The following is a 16,311-nucleotide window of genomic DNA, read 5'->3' as shown; positions in this document are numbered from 1 at the left end:
AGCCTAACGTGGTCGCATGCTGGCACCGGGCAATGAGCACCTGAGCAAGGCGGAGTGGCGTGCGCGAGTTCTTCAGGCGCGCGCCTCAGTGAGCCCTTCGGAGCATGCGGCAGAGGCCGCGGCGCTGGCTTCCGCAGCCGCTTCGGTCGCGGCGGGAACCGTGTGCGCGTATGTGCCCTTCGACACCGAGCCGGGGTCCGTTTCGCTGCTCAACGCCCTGGTCAAGGCGGGTTCACGCGTATTGCTGCCGGTGATCCCGGACGTCGTCGGACCGCTGGATTGGGCCGTTTACACGGACGAGTCGACGCTCGTGCCCGGCCGGCTGCGCGGCATTCTCGAGCCCTCGGGGCCGAGGTTGGGGGTCGACGCCGTGTCGGAGGCCGATGTGGTGCTCGTGCCCGCGCTCGCCGTGGACCGCCGCGGGGTGCGGCTCGGACGTGGCGCTGGTCACTATGACCGGTCGCTCACTTCGGGCGACGCGGACCGGTTCGCCGTGGTCCGGGCCGAGGAGCTGGTGGATTCGCTCCCAGGTGAGGCCCACGATGTCCCGATGACCGGGGCACTGACCCCCGCGGGCCTGGTTCGGTTGCCCGCTTCCACAGTGATGTGAGCCAGGGGGAATTGCGCACGGGGAATGCCGTCCAGCACAATTGGGTTGGCACTCTTGTCTCACGAGTGCCAGTTGCATGAAGGAGCTCCAGTGCCCACGTACCAGTACGCCTGCAAGGAATGCGACCACCGCTTCGAGGCGGTGCAGTCCTTTTCCGACGCCAGCCTGACCGTCTGCCCCCAGTGCTCCGGTCCGCTGCGCAAGGTCTTCAGCTCGGTCGGCGTGGTCTTCAAGGGCAGCGGGTTCTACCGCACCGACTCGCGCGACGCGTCGAAGTCCTCGACCACGGCCGCCACCCCGGCGAAGTCCGAGACCAAGACGGAGACCAAGAGCGAGTCGAAGACGGACTCTTCATCGTCCTCCTCGACCACGACGAAAACGGCTTCGACCGCCTCCTGACCCCGGAGTTATCCACAAGGGGGTAGTTGTCCACAGGTCGCGGAAGATCCTCTTTCCGCTGGTCAACACCGTCCCTAACGTCGGTTTCGTGCGGCACCGCGCCGCACGGGAACCGACGAGGGGACGACCGTGGACACCTTGCTCAACCGCCTGACCGATCTGCACTTGCTGCGCGGCAGGCGTGCCCGGCTGCTTCGCCGGTTCCTGGCCGCGGCCCTGCTGTTGGCCGGCTTGCTCGTCCTTCTGCACCCAGCCTCCGCCCGTGGTGCGCCCTCCACCGCCACCGTCGTGGCCGCGCGGGATCTGCCCGCGGGCTCGGTGCTGCGCGCCGCCGATCTCCGGCTGGCCGACCTTCCCGACGACGTCCGGCCGGCCGGCGCGCTCGGTGACGTCGGCGCGGTCGTGGGCCGGTTGCTGTCCGGCGCCGCCCGTGCGGGTGAGCCGCTCACGGACGTCCGCCTGCTGGGAACCACTCTCCCTGCCAAGGGGGAATCCGGCACGGTCACGGTCGCCGTCCGGCTCGCCGACGCGGGCGTGGCGGAGCTGCTGCGGCCGGGTCAGCACGTGGACGTCGTGGCGGCTCCCGACGCCACGCACACCGCCGCTGAGCTGGTGAAGGACGCCACGGTGGTCACCGTGCACCGTCCCGAAGGCGGGGGCCAGGGGGTGATCGCACCCGACAAAGGCCCGTTGGTGCTCCTCGCGCTCCCTGTGAACGTTGCCACCGAGGTCGCTGCGACGTCGCTGGAACGACCGGTTACGGTTACTCTCCGCTAACCCGTCCCTGTTCCGATGGGCGACGGCACCCCCATCTGAACCTCTCGAGGAGTGGCACATGCTGAAGGGCTTCAAAGACTTCCTGATGCGCGGAAACGTCGTGGACCTCGCGGTCGCGGTCGTGATCGGCGCCGCGTTCACCGCGATCGTCACCGCGTTCACCACGGGTCTGATCAAGCCGCTGATCAACGCGATCGGGGGCAGCGACGCCGCTCAGGGCCTCGGCTTCTACATCTTCGAGTCGAACAAGGGCACGTTCCTGGACTTCGGCTCGGTGATCAACGCGGCGATCAACTTCGTGATCGTCGCCGCGATCGTGTACTTCCTGTTCGTGCTGCCGGTGAAGCACCTGCAGGAGCGCCGCAAGCGCGGTCAGGAGCCAGGTCCGGCGGAGCCCACCGACGTCGAGCTGCTCAAGGAGACCCGCGACCTGCTGCGCGCCCAGGCCACCAGGTCGGGCGACTGAGGGTCAGCGGTCGTGGTGCGGTGGCCGGTTCTCCAGGTACCAGGAGTCCGGGGTGTCCCCGCTCAGGCCTCGCTCATCCGAGGTGGTCTCGGGCAGCACGTCGCCGAAGATCTCGTCGACCCGGCGGCGCTCGGCCGCGGTGTCGGAGGGACGGGGTTCTTCACGTGGCATGACCCCATCGTCCCACCCGCTGTTTGACAACTGCACAGAGAGACGCCAATCGCCTGGCCCTCGTGGTGACGGGCCAGGCGCGGCGGCTGATGTGCGAGGGGTTCAGACCTCGTCGAGGCCGGAGAGCTCGTCGATCACGTGCGGCACGAGCGACGACAGGGTGGCCATGCCGTCGCGCACCGCGGCGCGCGAGCCGGCGAGGTTGACCACCAGCGTGCTGCCCGAGACGCCCGCGAGGCCTCGGGAGATGCCGGCGTCGACCGCGCCCGCGGCGAGGCCGGACGCGCGCAGCGCCTCGCCGATGCCCGGGATCGGCCGGTCGAGCACGCCGGCCGTGGCGTCGGGCGTGCGGTCGCGCGGCGACACACCGGTGCCGCCGACGGTGATCACGAGGTCGGCACCGCCGATCACCGCGGTGTTGAGCGCGTTGCGGATACCGGCGGTCTCGGCCTCGACCACCACGACGCCGTCGACGATGAAGCCGGCCTCTTCGAGCAGCTCGGTGACGAGCGGTCCGGTGTTGTCCTCGTGCTCCCCGTGGGCGACCCGGTCGTCCACGATCACCACGAGGGCCCGGCCCAGCCGCTGTGCGCTCCGTTCCATGCCGACACCGTATCCGGTGACGGCACCCGCCCGCCGCCGTGGGCGGGTGATTCCTGACGATTCGGTGACGTGGTCCGGTCGGAACGGGCGTGGTCCGGTCCGCGCGCCCTAGCGTCGGCGGTGTGCGAGTACTGATCACCGGTGGAGCCGGGTTCATCGGGTCCCACGTCGCGGACCGATTGGCCGACGCGGGCGACGAGGTCGTGGTGCTGGACACCCTCCTGTCCACCGCCCACGGCACGGCCACGCCGCCGGAGTACACGGGCCGCCACCTGTTCGTGCGCGGCGACGTCACGGACCCCGACGAGGTCGCCGAGCTGCTTGTCGGCGTCGATGCGGTGTGCCACCAGGCGGCCGTCGTCGGGCACGGCGTGGATCCGTCGGACGCGCCGTCGTACGCGCTGAACAACGACTACGGCACGGCGGTGCTGCTCGCCGGGATGCACGCGGCCGGCGTCCGCAAGCTCGTGCTGGCGTCGTCGATGGTCGTCTACGGCGAGGGCCGCTACTCGTGCCCGCGCCACGGGATCGTGCCGCCTTCGCCACGGCGGCAGTCCGATGTGGACGCCGGGCGGTTCGAGCCCACGTGCGGCGACTGCGGCGTGGAGCTGCATTGGCAACTTGTGCCCGAAGGTGCACCACTTCTGCCCAGGAGTACTTACGCCGCAACGAAACTGGCGCAGGAGCACCTCGCCGGCGCGTGGGCGCGCCAGACCGGCGGCACGGTGTGGGCGTTGCGCTACCACAACGTATACGGCCCGCGGATGCCGCAGAACACGCCATACGCCGGGGTGGCGTCGCTGTTCCGTTCGTCGCTCGAGCGCGGTGAGGCGCCGACCGTGCTGGAGGACGGGCGGCAGCAACGGGATTTCGTCCACGTCCACGACGTCGCCCGCATCAACGCCTTGGCGCTGCACGCCGAAGGGCCGAGCGGAGACATCACGCCGCTCAACGTCTGCTCGGGTGATCCGCACACCGTCGGCGACCTCGCGCGAGAACTGGCGCGTGCGTACGGCGGGCCGGAGCCGCGGATCGTCGGCGGCGCGCGGCCCGCGGACGTCCGGCACGTGGTCGCCGATCCCGCTCTGGCCAGGAAACTGCTGGGATTCACGGCGGAAACGACGTTCGAGGACGGCATCGCCTCGTTCGCCACGGCGGAGTTGCGCGCGCCCGTCGGCCCCTGAGACCCGCTTGAGACGAAGGTCACTTCCCGGAATTATTTCCGGGCGCGGTGATCTTGGTCGTGTGCATGCGGTCCATCGAGGTGGGGAACATCGAGATCCATGCGCTGGCCGACGGCCAGATCCGGCTGCCGGCGCCGTTCTTCCCGGGGCTCGACGCGGGGAGACATCCCGGCGCGTTCGCGGAAGACGGCACGGTCCACGTGCCCACGGGTGCGTTCCTCGTCCGCGGCAACGGCCGGACGATCCTCGTCGACGCGGGGCTCGGCCCGCGTGAGATCGAGTTCCCGGAGGGCCTGCGGCCCGACGACGGCGACATGGGCGCGGGCGGCGGCCTGCCCATCGCGCTCGCCGAGGCCGGGTGCTCGCCGGCCGACATCGACACAGTTCTGTTGACGCACTTGCATTCCGACCACGTCGGTTGGCTGGCTCCGCAAGGGAAGCCGTACTTCCCGAACGCCACGGTGCTCTACGGCGCGCAGGACTGGGCCGCGCTCGTCGAGCCGGTCGGGCGCCACGACTGGACGCGGATCGGCCTGGAAACCGTGCGCAGCCACGGACATCTGCGTGCCTTGAACGGGGACGCGGAGATCGCGCCGGGCGTCACCGCGCGGCACGCGCCCGGGCACACGCCGGGTCACTACGTCGTGGACATCACCGCGGACGACCGTCGCGTGGTGCTGCTCGGCGACGTGCTCCACACGCCGGCGCAGCTGGTCGACTCGAACATCCGGTTCATCAGCGACAGCGATCCGTCGCTCGCGCTGCTCACGCGCCAGCAGTGGCTGCGCCAGGTCGCGGGCACCGACACGGTCGTCGCGCCCGCGCACTTCCCGGGGATGCAGTTCTTCCGCGTGACCGCGGACCGGGTGGCGGAGCCGGTGGAGGCTGTCACCGTCGGCTGATCGCGTCCGTCCACTGTGGTCGGTTGTGCGATGGATCGGTCAGACGGACGCGGCGACCTTGGCCAGCGGCAGCCGGACCTCGAACCGGCAGCCGGGGCCGTGGTTGTGCACGCCGATGTGACCACTGTGGGCTTCCACGAGGCCCTTGGCGATCGCCAGGCCGAGGCCACCGCCGGAGGTCGTGCCGCTGCGGTCGGGGGTGCGGGCCTGGGTGCCGCGGAAGGCGACGTCGAAGACGCGGCCGATCTCGTCGTCAGGGATGCCGCCGCAGGAGTCGTCGACGGCGAGGATGGCCTGGTCGCCGTCGATGTCGAGCTGCACGGCGACCGTGCCGTCCGGCGGAGTGTGGCGGATGGCGTTGGAGACGAGGTTGCGCACGATTCGCGCGAGCTCCGGGTCGCTGCCGGACACGACCGGCCAGGCCTCGGCGTTCTCCAGCACACGCACGCGTTTGCGCTCGGCCACGGGTGACTGCGCGGCGACCGCGTCACTCACGACGTCGCGCAGCGGCACGGCGGACATGGTGAGTTCCAGCGCGCCCGCGGTGATGCGGGAGAGCTCGAACAGGTCGCCCACCATGCCCGAGAGCCGGGTGGTCTCGCTGCTGATGCGCTGCGCGTAGTCGGCGACCTCGTGACGTTCGGAGACCACGCCGTCGGCCAGCGCTTCGGCCATGGCCTGGATGCCGGCGAGCGGGCTGCGCAGGTCGTGGCTGATCCAGGCGACGAGCTCGCGCCGGGACGCTTCAGCGGCGCGTTCGCGTTCACGCGCCTCGCGCTCCCACACGCTGCGGCGCGCGATCACGCGGCCGAGCACGATCGCGGCGGGCACCGTCACGAGGGCGACGAGCAGGCAGACGAGCAGCTCCGTCATCAGGGCCTCGGTGAACATGAAGCCGCTGATGCCGATGACGCCGACGAGCAGAGCGACCACCGGGATGAGCACGAGCACCGTCATCGTGGTGGCCAGCGAGCGGTTGCGCAGCTTGTAGAGCACCAGCCCGCCCACCGCGGCCACCGGAAGCGCGAACAGGAGCGCGAACGGCAGGATGTGCAGGACGTGGGTGAGCATGTCCAGGGCGGATTCACCGGTATTGATCATGACTGCTCCCGGTCGTAGCGGTAGCCGACGCCCCAGACGGTGGCGACCCGCGTCGGCTTGGCCGGGTCGCGTTCGATCTTTTCGCGCAGCCGTCGCACGTGGACGGTCACCGTGGACTGGTCGCCGAAGTCCCAGCCCCACACCTTCTCGAGCAGGTCGGCGCGGGAGAAGGCCACGCCGGGGTGGCCGAGGAAGAACGCGAGCAGATCGAACTCGCGCGTGGTCAGCGGCAGCTCGGCACCGCCGAGGGTGGCCTGGCGGGCGGTCATCTGCAGGCGCAGGTCGCCGTCTACGAGCTCAGGCGCGGGAGGCGCGGCGCGCGGCATGCGGGCGCGGCGCAGCACCGAGGCCACGCGCAGCGCCAGCTCCTTGGGGCTGAAGGGTTTGGTGACGTAGTCGTCGGCGCCCAGCTGGAGGCCTGCGATGCGGTTCTCCTCCTCGCCGAGGGCGGTGAGCATCACGATGGGCACGTGGCTCACCTGGCGCAGGCGGCGGCAGACCTCGAGGCCGTTGATGCCCGGCATCATCACGTCGAGCACCACGAGGTCGGGGTCGCGTTCGGCGAACAGCGCGAGGCCCGCGGCGCCGTCACCCGCGACGTCGACCGTGAAGCCGGCGACTTCGAGGTAGCGGCGGACGACGTCGCGCACCGTCTCGTCGTCGTCGACCACGAGCACGCGCCCGGCCTGGTCCTCCATGCCTCACCTCACCAGCTCGTCAGAAGAAGATGGTTGACCGCCAAGGCGGTCATCGCCTGCCCGGCCAGCCACCAGCGGCGGCCGGGTGCGGGCAACAGGGCCGTCATCGGCAGCAGCCACGCGCCGAACGGTAGCCAGATGCGTTCCACCTCCGCCTTCGACAGGCCGGACACGTCGGCGAACACGATCGTGACCACGGCGGCGATGCCGAGCAGCAGCACCGGGTCGCGCAGCAGGCCGCGGCGCGACTCGGGCAGGAACGCCCCGGTGACCCCGCGGCGAGCGGCGGCCACCACCGCCGGGCCGGCAGCGACGGCGACGGCGGCCAGGTCGGCCCACACCCAGTACGAGTATGGCCGAAGGGTGGCGATGCCCTGGTAGTAGCGCTCGACGACGAGGTGGTAGCCGTCGAGCCACCAGAAGCCGGCCAGCGCGAAGGCGGCCACCACGGCCAGGGCTCCGACCACGGCGAGGGCGGCGGCGCGCCGCTGGCGGCCGAGCACGGCGACGGCGAGCGCGACGAGGCCGAGCAGCACGAGGCCGTAGGAGAGGAAGGCGCCGTAGCCGAGGAGCACGCCCGAAGCCAGCGCGGTGGGCACGGCGTAGCGGCGGCCGTGGGTGAAGCCGACGGCGGCCAGTGCGAGCAGGGCGATGCCGGTGGCCGTGACGCCGGCGAAGAGGCCGTCAGCGGAGACGCCCAGCCACACCGCGCCCGGCGAGAGCGCGGCGAAGGGCAGCACGGCGCGGGCGGCGCTCTGGCGGCCGAGGAGGGCGACGGTGGCCGGCACGGCGACGGCGACGAGCGCGGCGACCAGGACCACGGCGGTGGAGGCCCAGGCGCCGCCGCGCAGGCCCAGGTGGTCGAGCCAGACGAACACCAGCGTCGCGCCCGGCGGATGGCCGGAGACGTGCGTGGTCCACGAGTTCGGCTGGAAGTCGAGGATGCGGGAGCTGAATTCGCGCAGGAACCGCGGGATGTCCGTGATGCCCGGCACCTCGTGGAGGTACTCCTGCGGGGTGGTCAGGCGGCCGGTGAAGCCGCGCGACCAGCCGTCGATCATGGTGAGGGAGAAGATCCAGGCGAGTGACGTCGCGTACCCGGCGGCGAGGGCCCGTCGCCAGGACAGCCGGGCCGCGACCGCGGGGCCCCACAGGACCACGGCGGCCGCGACCAGCACGGCGAACACCGAGCCCGGGCCCACGTGGGGCAGCCAGTGGGCGAAGATCGGCGCGGTGGGCGCGAAGATCACCACGCCGGAGTTCGGACGGTTGTAGTAGACGCCGACGGCGGCCGCGGCGGCGACCAGCGCGAGAGCGGCGCCGACCGCGATCACGTCGCCGCGCGCGCCGGCGCGGCGGGGCTCGGGTGGTGGCGCGGGCGGCTCGGCGAGCCGGGCAGCCGAAGTCGACTCGCTCATCGACCGCACGATAACCCCGGCCGAGGTCTCTCACGGGCCTGGAAGAGGCAGCCGTGAGAACTCGGTAAGAACTGGGTACGCGTCATGATTCGGTAAGCACCGTAAGGGTTCTCGACCGTCCACTACGGACCTAGCGTACGCCGGGTGAGCGATCTTCAGGTAGACGTCGTGCTCCCGTGCCTCGACGAGGCGGGCGCGCTGCCCGGTGTGCTGGCCGCGCTGCCGGCGGGGTTCCGCGCGATCGTGGTGGACAACGGCTCGTCGGACGGCTCGCCCGATGTGGCGGCCGCGCTCGGCGCGAAGGTGGTGGACGAGCCCCGCCGCGGGTACGGCGCGGCCGTGCACACGGGGCTCGAGGCCGCGACGGCGGACATCGTGTGCTTCGCCGACGCCGACGGTTCCCTCGACCTCTGCGACCTGCCGCGCCTGGTGGCCGCGGTGGAAGGCGGCGCCGACCTCGCGGTGGGGCGCCGGGTGCCGACGCACGCGGGCGTGTGGCCGTGGCACGCGCGGGCGGGCAATGCCGTGCTTTCGCTGTTGCTGCGCAGCCGGGGGCTGCCCGTGCGCGACATCGCGCCGCTGCGGGCCGCACGGCGGGACGCGTTGCTGGCGCTGGGCGTCACCGATCGCGCCTTCGGTTATCCGCTGGAGCTGCTGATCCGTGCGCAACGCGCGGGCTGGCGGGTGCGGGAGTTCGACGTGACCTACAGGGAGCGTGCGAAGGGCACGAAGTCGAAGGTGTCCGGGTCGGTGCGGGGCACGCTGCGCGCGGTCCGCGACTTCGGGCGGGTGCTGGCCCGATGACCTCCCGGTTCTGCGTGCTCGTGGTCGCGAAGGCGCCCGTGCCCGGCTTCGCGAAGACCCGCCTGTGCCCGCCCGCGACGGCGCGGCAGGCCGCGGAGATCGCCGCGGCGGCGTTGCTCGACACGCTCGACGCGGTGTGCGCGACGCCGGGCGCGCTGCCAGTGGTCGCGATGACCGGTGATCTCGGCTCGGCCGCGCGCGGAAGCGAGATCGGCCGGTCGCTGCGGCGGGCGACGGTGATCGCCCAGCGCGGCTGGGACTTCGGGGCGCGGCTGGCCAACGCGCACGCCGACACGGCGTCGGTGCACGCCGCGCTGCCGGTGCTGCAGATCGGCATGGACACACCGCAGGTGACGCCGGAGCTGCTGGGCGCGTCGATCGAGCCAGTGCTGCACGGTGTGCACGACGCGGTGCTCGGACCGGCCGAAGACGGCGGCTGGTGGGGGCTCGGGCTCAGGGACCCGCACCACGCGCAGGTGCTGGCGGGCGTGCCGATGTCGCAAGAGGACACGGGCGTTCGCACGCTTCGGGCGCTGGCCGCGGTCGGTCTGGCGGCGGGGCCACTGCCGGAGCTGTCCGATGTAGACACGATGGGTGACGCCGTGCGCGTGGCCGCGGAGGCGCCACGCGGGCGGTTCGCGGCGGCCGTGCGTGCGGTCGAAGGACGGGAAGTGGCGTGAGAAAACTGAGTACCGGCACGGAGTTCGACCGCGGGCTGCTGGGGCAGCACTGCTGGCTGGAGCTCGCCAACGGCGATCGGGTCGACCTGCCCGTCGACCGCTGGACCGACGGGTGCGACCTGGGTGACACCGTGCTGCTCGACGCGTGCGACGGCCCGACGCTTGACATCGGCTGCGGCCCGGGCCGGCTCACGGCGGCGTTGGCGAAGCGCGGTGTGGTGGCACTGGGAGTGGACAGCTCGCCCACGGCCGTGCGGCTGACGCAGGAGCGGGGCGCGGTGGCGTTGCGGCGCGACGTCTTCCAGCCGCTGCCCGGCGAAGGACGCTGGCACCACGCGTTGCTGGCTGATGGAAACATCGGCATCGGGGGCGAACCGGTCGTGCTGCTGGACCGGATGCGGGAGCTGATCGCGCCCGAGGGGAACGTGCTGGTGGAGCTGGAGCCGCCGGGGCGGGGCGTGCGGCGGGAGGCGGTGCGGCTGCTGCCGGGCTCGTCGGGGCCGTGGTTCGGCTGGGCGTGGGTCGGGGTCGACGCGATCGCGGAAGTCGCCATGCGCGCGGGGTTCCGCGTGGACTGGACCACGAGCCGGGGACACCGCTGGTTCGCGAGGCTGGAGCGGTCATGACCGACGAGAAGCCCACCGGCCGGGATCTGGCCGACGAAACTCCCGCGGACGAGACACGAGCCGGAGGCTCCGTGGACACCGCGGCAGAGCCCGAGCCGTCACGGGAACACCGGGTCGTCGCGGCGTGGAAGCGCTTCGACACGCGCGTGTCCGAGGCGCAGGGGCGGTTCGGCGAGCGGGCCGCGCGGGCGCGGGCGGGCGCCGCGCGCGCGAAGGTCCGGGCGGAGCAAGCGAAAGCGCGCGTCGACGAGCGGATCGAGAAGCTGCCGATCCCGCGTGAGGAGCAGTTCAAGGGCGGAGCGCACGGCGAGCGCGTGACGGCGCGGATCGGCTCGCTGCTGGGGCTGGCGTTCCTCATCTGCTTCGTCACGGGCCTGCTCAGCCACCTGATCCAGCACCCGCCGGAGTGGTTCTTCTGGCCCAGCCGTCCGGTGTGGCTGTACCGCCTGACGCAGGGCGCGCACGTGATCTCGGGCATCGCGGCGATCCCCCTGCTGCTGGCGAAGCTGTGGAGCGTCTTCCCAAAGCTGTTCGAGCGGCCGTTGGTGAAGTCGCTGCCGCACGCGCTGGAGCGCGTGTCGATCCTGGTGCTGTCGGGGTCGGCGTTCTTCGAGCTGAGCTCGGGGTTGCTGAACGTCGCGCAGAACTACCCGTGGAACTTCTACTTCCCGGAAGTGCACTACGCGGTGGCGTGGGTGGCGATCGGGTCGGTGGTGGTGCACGTGGCGGTGAAGCTGCCGATCGTGCGGCGGGCGCTGACCCGCGAGGCGGGGCCGGCAGAGTCTGAAACGAAGCCTGCAGCTCAGCCCGAGGAACAGCCGGCGAAGAAAACCGAGAAGAAGCCGGTCTACGGGTTCACCCGCCGCGGTTTCCTGCGGACCACGTGGATCGCGACGGGCGTGGCGGTGCTGTCCACCGCGGGCGCGACGGTGCCGTGGCTGAAGGACGTCTCCGGGCTGTCGTGGAAGACCGACAAGGGCCTGCAGAAGCTGCCGGTGAACCGCACGGCCGTCGCGGCGCGCGTGACGCGGACGGCGGTCGATCCGTGCTGGCGGCTGTCGGTGGTGACGCGGGGCGGGACGAAACAGTTCACGTTGGCCGACCTGCGGGCGCTGCCCCAGGTGAGCGCCGACCTCCCGATCGCGTGCGTCGAGGGCTGGAGCGAGATGGCGAGCTGGCGCGGGATCTCCTTCCCGACGCTGCTGCGCGCGGTCGGGGCCGAGCCGGGCGCGGCGGTGCGCGTGTCGTCGCTCGACAAGACCGGTCTGTACGGCGCCAGCACGCTCCCGGGCGAGCACACGGCCGACGACCTGACCCTGCTGGCGTTGGAGCTCAACGGCGAGGTGCTCGACGTCGACCACGGCTACCCGTGCCGCGTGATCGCGCCGAGCCGCCCGGGCGTGCTCCAGACGAAGTGGGTCGAAAAGCTGGAGGTGCTGTGAAGGTCATCCGGATCCTGCTCGCGCTCGTGGGCCTCGCGGCGCTCGGCTTCGGCGCGTCACTGTTCATCGACTACGCCGCGCCCGCGTGGCCGGAGAGCTTCAAGACCGTGCTGTGGATCGGCGGCGGCCCGATCGTGAACGACGCTGTGTTCGCACCGGTGGCGGGCGTCCTCGGTCTGCTGCTTTCGCGTGTGCTGCCCACGGTGTGGCGGGCACCGGTTCAGGTGGGGGCGGTGCTGACGGCCGTGCTCGGGTTCATCGCGTTCCCGTTGCTGTGGCGCACTTACGGCGTCATCCCCAAGCCGGGCCTGCACGACGGCAACACCTGGGCGGGGCTGCTGCTGACGCTGGCGGTGGTGTGGGCCGTCGTGATCCTCACCGGGGCGGCCCGCATGGTGCTCGCGCACCGGAAGCCACGTCGCCCCGCGGCGAAGAGCGTTGCCGCGCAATAACCCCGAGAAGACGCCGAAGACCTCTCCGTACCGCCTCCGACTCGGTACGGAGAGGTCTCCGTGCGGGGTGTGAGGTGCCCACAGGTTGTGCGGGCTAAACATCGATTGCCCACGAATTTTCCTTACCGGGCAAAGAGCCTGGTCACAGTGCCGGGAATGACCGAGGAATCTTCCGGACAACGCAACCGCCCGCGCCTGAAGCGCCGCGAGCCGGATGCCGCCATACCGTTGGCGGTCACCGAACCTTCCGGCCAAAGGCTCTTCGAGCCGCCGAGCGCATTCGTCCGCACCGGGAACCAGCTCGCGGAGTTCCGCCGCGAGCAGCCTTGCTGAGCCCCGGCGGCAACGATCAACCGCCGCGAGGCCACGTGAGTCCGAGCCTGTTTGCCGAACACTCCGGCAACGCAGAACGGCCACGCGCGACCGGCATCGAGTGCCCGGTCGCGCGTGGCCTTCAAGGGTCCGGCCCCTGCCCAGGGGGTCGAGCCGTGGTTGGTCTCGGTCGCGCCCGGCGACCGAGCGATCAGTTGGCCGGTACCGGCTGGCCGCCGAGGGTCACCTGCACGGTGCGGCCGCCGGAGAGGGTGAACGTCGCCTTCTCGTCGGGGGCGCGGGTGCGGACGGCCGCGATGAGCGTGTCGGCGCTGTCGATGGTGCGGTCGTCGATCTTCGTGACGATGTCGCCCGACTTGAGGCCGGCCTTCTCGGCGGGGCTGCCCGGCGTGATGTCGCCGAGCTGCGCGCCGCCCTGCGGGGCGTCGGCGACCTTGGCGCCGATGAACGTCTGCGTGGCGTGGCCGGTCTTGATGATGTCGTTGGCCGTGCGGCGCGCCTGGTCGATCGGGATGGCGAAACCGATGCCGACGTTGCCGCCCTGCGCCTGGCCGCCCTGGCCACCCTGCCCGCTGTTCGGGCTGTAGATGGCGGAGTTGATGCCGATGACCTGGCCGTTCATGTTCGCGAGCGGGCCACCGGAGTTGCCGGGGTTGATCGCGGCGTCGGTCTGGATGGCGTCCATGACCGTGGTCTGGTCGGTCTCGTCGCCGCCGGCCTGCACCGGCCGGTGCAGGGAGCTGACGATGCCGGAGGTGACCGTGCCGCTGAGCTCGAACGGCGAGCCGATGGCGACCACCGGCTGGCCGACGCGCAGGTCGTCGGACCGGCCGAGCTCGACCGGGGTCAGCCCGCTGACGTTGTTGACCTTCACCACGGCGATGTCGGTCGTCGGGTCGCGCCCGACGACGCTCGCGGCGGCCTTCCTGCCGTCCTGGAACACGGCCTGGATCTGGCCGCCGTTGGCGGCGACCTCGACCACGTGGTTGTTGGTGAGGATGTAGCCGTCGGTGCTGAGCACGAACCCGGAGCCCTCGCCCGCGGCCGTGCGGCCGGAGACCTGCAGCTCGACGACGCTCGGCGACAGCTTCTGCGCGACGGACTCGATGGAGCCGGCCGGCGCGTTGCCCGTCTGCTGCGCGGGCTTCGGCTGGTCGAGCGCGTTGACCGACGGGCCGGACGAGCCGCCCGTGAGGTAGCCGACGGTGCCGCCCGCCACGCCGCCGATGACGAGCGCGATCGCGGCGACGGCCGCAAGCAGCTTGCCCGGGCCGGACTTCTTGGGCGCGGGGGCCGGGGGAACGCTGTAGGTCCCCGGGGCCGCGTACTGCTGCTGCGTCGTGCCACCAGTGGGCGGGTACGGGTTGTTGTAGCCCATCGGACCGGTCTGCGCGCCCTGCGCGGACCACGGGTTCGCCGTGGCGTAGCCGGGGTTCTGCTGCTGCGCCTGCTCGCCGTACGTGGGCTGCTCGCCGTACGTGGGTTGCTCACCGGACGCGGGCGCGGGTGACGCGCCGGGGGCGGTGGGCTGGCTCCAGGCCGCCTGACCCTCGGTGCCCGGTTGGGCACCCGGGTTCTGGCGACCCGCCGCGGAGTCGTGCGCGTGGGGGTCGTTCTCGGTCATGTCCTCACCTAAGCGGCCGGGCCTGAGAGGTTCCTGAGCCGAACCTGTGTTTCGCAGATGAGTATGCCGCGCCCGGTACTCAGCCCGCCGCGCGAAGGCGCTCCGCGATCTGCTCGGGCGTCGCGTCGTTGATCCACACGGCCATGCCGGACTCGGAACCCGCGAGGTACTTGAGCTTGTCCTTGGCCCGCAACACGGAGAACAGCTCGAGGTGCAGCCACGCCAGGTCGCGGTCGCGGCGCACGGGTGCCTGGTGCCACGCGGCGATGTAGGGCAACGGGCGGTCGTACAGCGCGTCGCAGCGGCGCAGCACGTCGAGGTACACGCGGGCGAAGTCGTCGCGCTCGGCGTCGGTGAGCGCGGGAATGTCGGGCACCTGGCGGTGCGGCACGACCTGGATGTGCACCGGCCAGCGCGCGGCCGGCGGCACGAACGCCGTCCAGTGCTCGCCTTCCACGAGCACGCGCGCGCCGGACTTCTGCTCGGCCGCCAGCACGTCGCCCATCACCGCGCGGCCGTGTTCTTCGCGGTACGCGCGCGCGACGTCGAGCATCCGCTCGGTTTTGGGCGTGACGAAGGGGTAGCCGTAGATCTGGCCGTGGGGGTGCGAGAGCGTCACGCCGATCTCTTCGCCGCGGTTTTCGAATGGGTAGACCTGCTCGACGCCCGGAGTCTCACCCAGTGCGAGCGTGCGGTCGGCCCACGCGTCCACGACGAGGCGCACGCGTTCGGGGCTCAGCTGGGAGAACGAGCCGCCGTGGTCGCTGGAGAAGCACACGACCTCGCAGCGCGCGCGGCCCGGCGCCGTCGGCACGAGGCCGAGCTCGTCCACAGTGGACGAGTCGCCGTGCGCGTTCTGGGAGAAGGACGGGAACCGGTTCTCGAACACGACCACGTCGTAGTCGGGCTCCGGGATCTCCGTGGGACGCCCCGGCGTCGTCGGATCGAGCGGGCACAGGTCGGCCGGCGGCTTGTACGTGCGCGTCTGCCGGTGCGCGGCCATGGCGACCCACTCGCGGGTCAGCGGGTCGAGGCGGATCTCCGACGCCGCGGCCACCGGCGGGAGGTCGCGGGTGTCCTCGGCGGTGCGCTCGTGGTCGCCGTCGTGGTCGAAGTAGATGATCTCCCGGCCGTCCGCCAGGTGTCGCAAGGTGCGTTTCACGCGTCTTCTGCCTCGAGGTTCTCCGCCGTTTCGGCGATCATCAGTTCTCCGACCCGCTCGGTGAGGCTCTCCCTCGCCGAGTCGGGAAGTCCGTCGTCGGTCACCACCACGTGGGCCTCTTCGAGGTCGGCGATCGTGGAGATGCCGACAGTGCCCCACTTCGTGTGGTCGGCGAGCACCACCAGCCGCCTGCCGGCCTCGACGAGCGCGCGGTCGGTCTCGCTCTCGGTGAGGTTCGGGGTGGTGAACCCGGCACCCTCGGCCATGCCGTGCACGCCGAGGAAAACGAGGTCCAAGTGCAGCGAACGCAGGCTGTGCACGGCGACCGGACCGACGAGCGCGTCGGACGGCGTGCGCACGCCGCCGGTGAGCACCACCGTGCGGTCGGGTTGCGTGGACGCGCGCAGCACGTCGGCGACCTGGATGGAGTTGGTGACGATGGTCAGCCCCGGGATCGGGTCGAGCGCGCGGGCCAGCGTCCACGTGGTGGTGCCGGCGGACAGGCCGATCGCGGTGCCCGGCTTGACCAGGCCGGCGGCGAGCTCGGCGATGGCCTCCTTCTGGGCGCGCTGGCGCACGGACTTCGCCTCGAAGCCGGGCTCGTCGGTGCTCTTGCCGACCACCGACGTCGCGCCGCCGTAGACCTTCTCGACCAGGCCGCGGCCGGCGAGCACGTCGAGGTCGCGGCGCACCGTCATGTCGGATACGCCGAGCCGCGCGACGAGGTCACTGACCCGGACCGCACCGGTCCGGCGTGCCTCCTCGAGGATCACCGCCTGTCGCTGACGTGCGAGCACCACCACTCCTCAAGCACGAACCACCAACCACACAAAATCCTACACGATCAAACATGCGGTGT

Annotated in this window: 20 protein-coding genes; 12 read left to right on the top strand and 8 right to left on the bottom strand. The window is 71.6% G+C overall.

Annotated elements, in window-relative coordinates; translation table 11 throughout:
• Nucleotides 1-16: 16 nt before the first annotated feature.
• From ABZU76_RS29040 to mscL, 4 genes are all read left to right on the top strand, one after another.
• Nucleotides 17-610, top strand: a complete 594-nt coding sequence (locus ABZU76_RS29040) for a 5-formyltetrahydrofolate cyclo-ligase (protein ID WP_354875015.1) — start codon at nucleotides 17-19, stop codon at nucleotides 608-610.
• A 90-nt stretch (nucleotides 611-700) separates the two neighbouring features.
• The gene (locus tag ABZU76_RS29035) at nucleotides 701-1,009 is read left to right on the top strand and encodes an FmdB family zinc ribbon protein (RefSeq protein WP_354875013.1); all 309 of its coding nucleotides are present in this window, start codon (nucleotides 701-703) and stop codon (nucleotides 1,007-1,009) included.
• A gap of 129 nt (nucleotides 1,010-1,138) precedes the next feature.
• Nucleotides 1,139-1,786: an SAF domain-containing protein gene (locus ABZU76_RS29030; RefSeq protein WP_354875011.1), complete on the top strand. Its 648-nt coding sequence runs from the start codon at nucleotides 1,139-1,141 to the stop codon at nucleotides 1,784-1,786.
• 58 nt (nucleotides 1,787-1,844) lie between these two features.
• On the top strand, nucleotides 1,845-2,252 hold the full coding sequence (gene mscL, locus ABZU76_RS29025) for a large-conductance mechanosensitive channel protein MscL (RefSeq protein WP_354875009.1): 408 nt from the start codon (nucleotides 1,845-1,847) through the stop codon (nucleotides 2,250-2,252).
• Nucleotides 2,253-2,255: 3 nt separating this feature from the next.
• On the opposite strand, the gene ABZU76_RS29020 is transcribed toward mscL, so the two are convergent.
• Both ABZU76_RS29020 and ABZU76_RS29015 read right to left on the bottom strand, forming a co-directional pair.
• Nucleotides 2,256-2,423: a hypothetical protein gene (locus ABZU76_RS29020; protein WP_285972276.1), complete on the bottom strand. Its 168-nt coding sequence runs from the start codon at nucleotides 2,421-2,423 to the stop codon at nucleotides 2,256-2,258.
• A gap of 102 nt (nucleotides 2,424-2,525) precedes the next feature.
• A complete protein-coding gene (locus ABZU76_RS29015; RefSeq protein WP_220244409.1) occupies nucleotides 2,526-3,026 on the bottom strand; it encodes a MogA/MoaB family molybdenum cofactor biosynthesis protein in 501 nt (166 codons plus the stop codon).
• 122 nt (nucleotides 3,027-3,148) lie between these two features.
• Here ABZU76_RS29015 and ABZU76_RS29010 point away from each other — a divergent pair, with 122 nt between their 5' ends.
• Both ABZU76_RS29010 and ABZU76_RS29005 read left to right on the top strand, forming a co-directional pair.
• The gene (locus ABZU76_RS29010) at nucleotides 3,149-4,210 is read left to right on the top strand and encodes an SDR family NAD(P)-dependent oxidoreductase (protein WP_354875006.1); all 1,062 of its coding nucleotides are present in this window, start codon (nucleotides 3,149-3,151) and stop codon (nucleotides 4,208-4,210) included.
• 65 nt (nucleotides 4,211-4,275) lie between these two features.
• On the top strand, nucleotides 4,276-5,112 hold the full coding sequence (locus ABZU76_RS29005; RefSeq protein WP_354875004.1) for an MBL fold metallo-hydrolase: 837 nt from the start codon (nucleotides 4,276-4,278) through the stop codon (nucleotides 5,110-5,112).
• A 39-nt stretch (nucleotides 5,113-5,151) separates the two neighbouring features.
• Here the strand turns inward: ABZU76_RS29005 and ABZU76_RS29000 are convergent, their stop codons facing one another.
• The 3 genes from ABZU76_RS29000 to ABZU76_RS28990 are packed head-to-tail and all read right to left on the bottom strand — an operon-like array spanning nucleotide 5,152 to nucleotide 8,329.
• Nucleotides 5,152-6,213, bottom strand: a complete 1,062-nt coding sequence (locus ABZU76_RS29000) for a HAMP domain-containing sensor histidine kinase (protein ID WP_354875002.1) — start codon at nucleotides 6,211-6,213, stop codon at nucleotides 5,152-5,154.
• Complete coding sequence (locus ABZU76_RS28995) at nucleotides 6,210-6,911, bottom strand: response regulator transcription factor (protein ID WP_220244413.1); 702 nt, start codon at nucleotides 6,909-6,911, stop codon at nucleotides 6,210-6,212. Before ABZU76_RS28995 ends, ABZU76_RS29000 begins: the two co-directional genes overlap by 4 nt.
• Before the next feature lie 8 nt (nucleotides 6,912-6,919).
• Entirely contained in the window at nucleotides 6,920-8,329 is a 1,410-nt protein-coding gene (locus ABZU76_RS28990) for a hypothetical protein (RefSeq protein WP_354875000.1), read from the bottom strand.
• 144 nt (nucleotides 8,330-8,473) lie between these two features.
• On the opposite strand from ABZU76_RS28990, the gene ABZU76_RS28985 reads away from it, so the two are divergent.
• The 6 genes from ABZU76_RS28985 (at nucleotide 8,474) to ABZU76_RS28960 (ending at nucleotide 12,666) form a co-directional block, all read left to right on the top strand.
• Nucleotides 8,474-9,133 carry a glycosyltransferase family 2 protein gene (locus ABZU76_RS28985; protein ID WP_354874998.1) on the top strand — a complete coding sequence of 220 codons (660 nt, stop codon included), beginning with the start codon at nucleotides 8,474-8,476 and terminating at the stop codon, nucleotides 9,131-9,133.
• A complete protein-coding gene (locus ABZU76_RS28980; RefSeq protein WP_354874996.1) occupies nucleotides 9,130-9,813 on the top strand; it encodes a DUF2064 domain-containing protein in 684 nt (227 codons plus the stop codon). Before ABZU76_RS28985 ends, ABZU76_RS28980 begins: the two co-directional genes overlap by 4 nt.
• On the top strand, nucleotides 9,810-10,439 hold the full coding sequence (locus ABZU76_RS28975) for a methyltransferase domain-containing protein (RefSeq protein WP_354874994.1): 630 nt from the start codon (nucleotides 9,810-9,812) through the stop codon (nucleotides 10,437-10,439). The genes ABZU76_RS28980 and ABZU76_RS28975 overlap by 4 nt, the downstream gene beginning before the upstream one ends.
• Before the next feature lie 254 nt (nucleotides 10,440-10,693).
• Nucleotides 10,694-11,881, top strand: coding sequence for a molybdopterin-dependent oxidoreductase (locus ABZU76_RS28970; RefSeq protein WP_354875088.1), 1,188 nt, complete (start codon nucleotides 10,694-10,696; stop codon nucleotides 11,879-11,881).
• Nucleotides 11,878-12,333, top strand: a complete 456-nt coding sequence (locus ABZU76_RS28965; protein ID WP_354874992.1) for a hypothetical protein — start codon at nucleotides 11,878-11,880, stop codon at nucleotides 12,331-12,333. Before ABZU76_RS28970 ends, ABZU76_RS28965 begins: the two co-directional genes overlap by 4 nt.
• 156 nt (nucleotides 12,334-12,489) lie before the next feature.
• Nucleotides 12,490-12,666, top strand: coding sequence for a hypothetical protein (locus ABZU76_RS28960; protein ID WP_354874990.1), 177 nt, complete (start codon nucleotides 12,490-12,492; stop codon nucleotides 12,664-12,666).
• A 190-nt stretch (nucleotides 12,667-12,856) separates the two neighbouring features.
• Here the strand turns inward: ABZU76_RS28960 and ABZU76_RS28955 are convergent, their stop codons facing one another.
• The 3 genes from ABZU76_RS28955 to ABZU76_RS28945 all read right to left on the bottom strand — a co-directional run bounded on the left by ABZU76_RS28955 (nucleotide 12,857) and on the right by ABZU76_RS28945 (nucleotide 16,249).
• Nucleotides 12,857-14,290 (bottom strand): trypsin-like peptidase domain-containing protein, encoded by a 1,434-nt coding sequence (locus tag ABZU76_RS28955; RefSeq protein ID WP_354874988.1) that lies wholly within the window; start codon nucleotides 14,288-14,290, stop codon nucleotides 12,857-12,859.
• A gap of 79 nt (nucleotides 14,291-14,369) precedes the next feature.
• Nucleotides 14,370-15,452, bottom strand: coding sequence for a galactose-1-phosphate uridylyltransferase (gene galT, locus ABZU76_RS28950; RefSeq protein WP_354874986.1), 1,083 nt, complete (start codon nucleotides 15,450-15,452; stop codon nucleotides 14,370-14,372).
• On the bottom strand, nucleotides 15,449-16,249 hold the full coding sequence (locus tag ABZU76_RS28945; protein ID WP_220244421.1) for a DeoR/GlpR family DNA-binding transcription regulator: 801 nt from the start codon (nucleotides 16,247-16,249) through the stop codon (nucleotides 15,449-15,451). Before ABZU76_RS28945 ends, galT begins: the two co-directional genes overlap by 4 nt.
• Nucleotides 16,250-16,311: the final 62 nt, after the last annotated feature.

It is taken from the genome of Amycolatopsis sp. NPDC005232 (genome assembly GCF_040607795.1).
Lineage (GTDB): Bacteria > Actinomycetota > Actinomycetes > Mycobacteriales > Pseudonocardiaceae > Amycolatopsis.
Note: the sequence above shows the minus strand (reverse complement) of the source record. Positions and strands in the feature narration are given on the sequence as shown.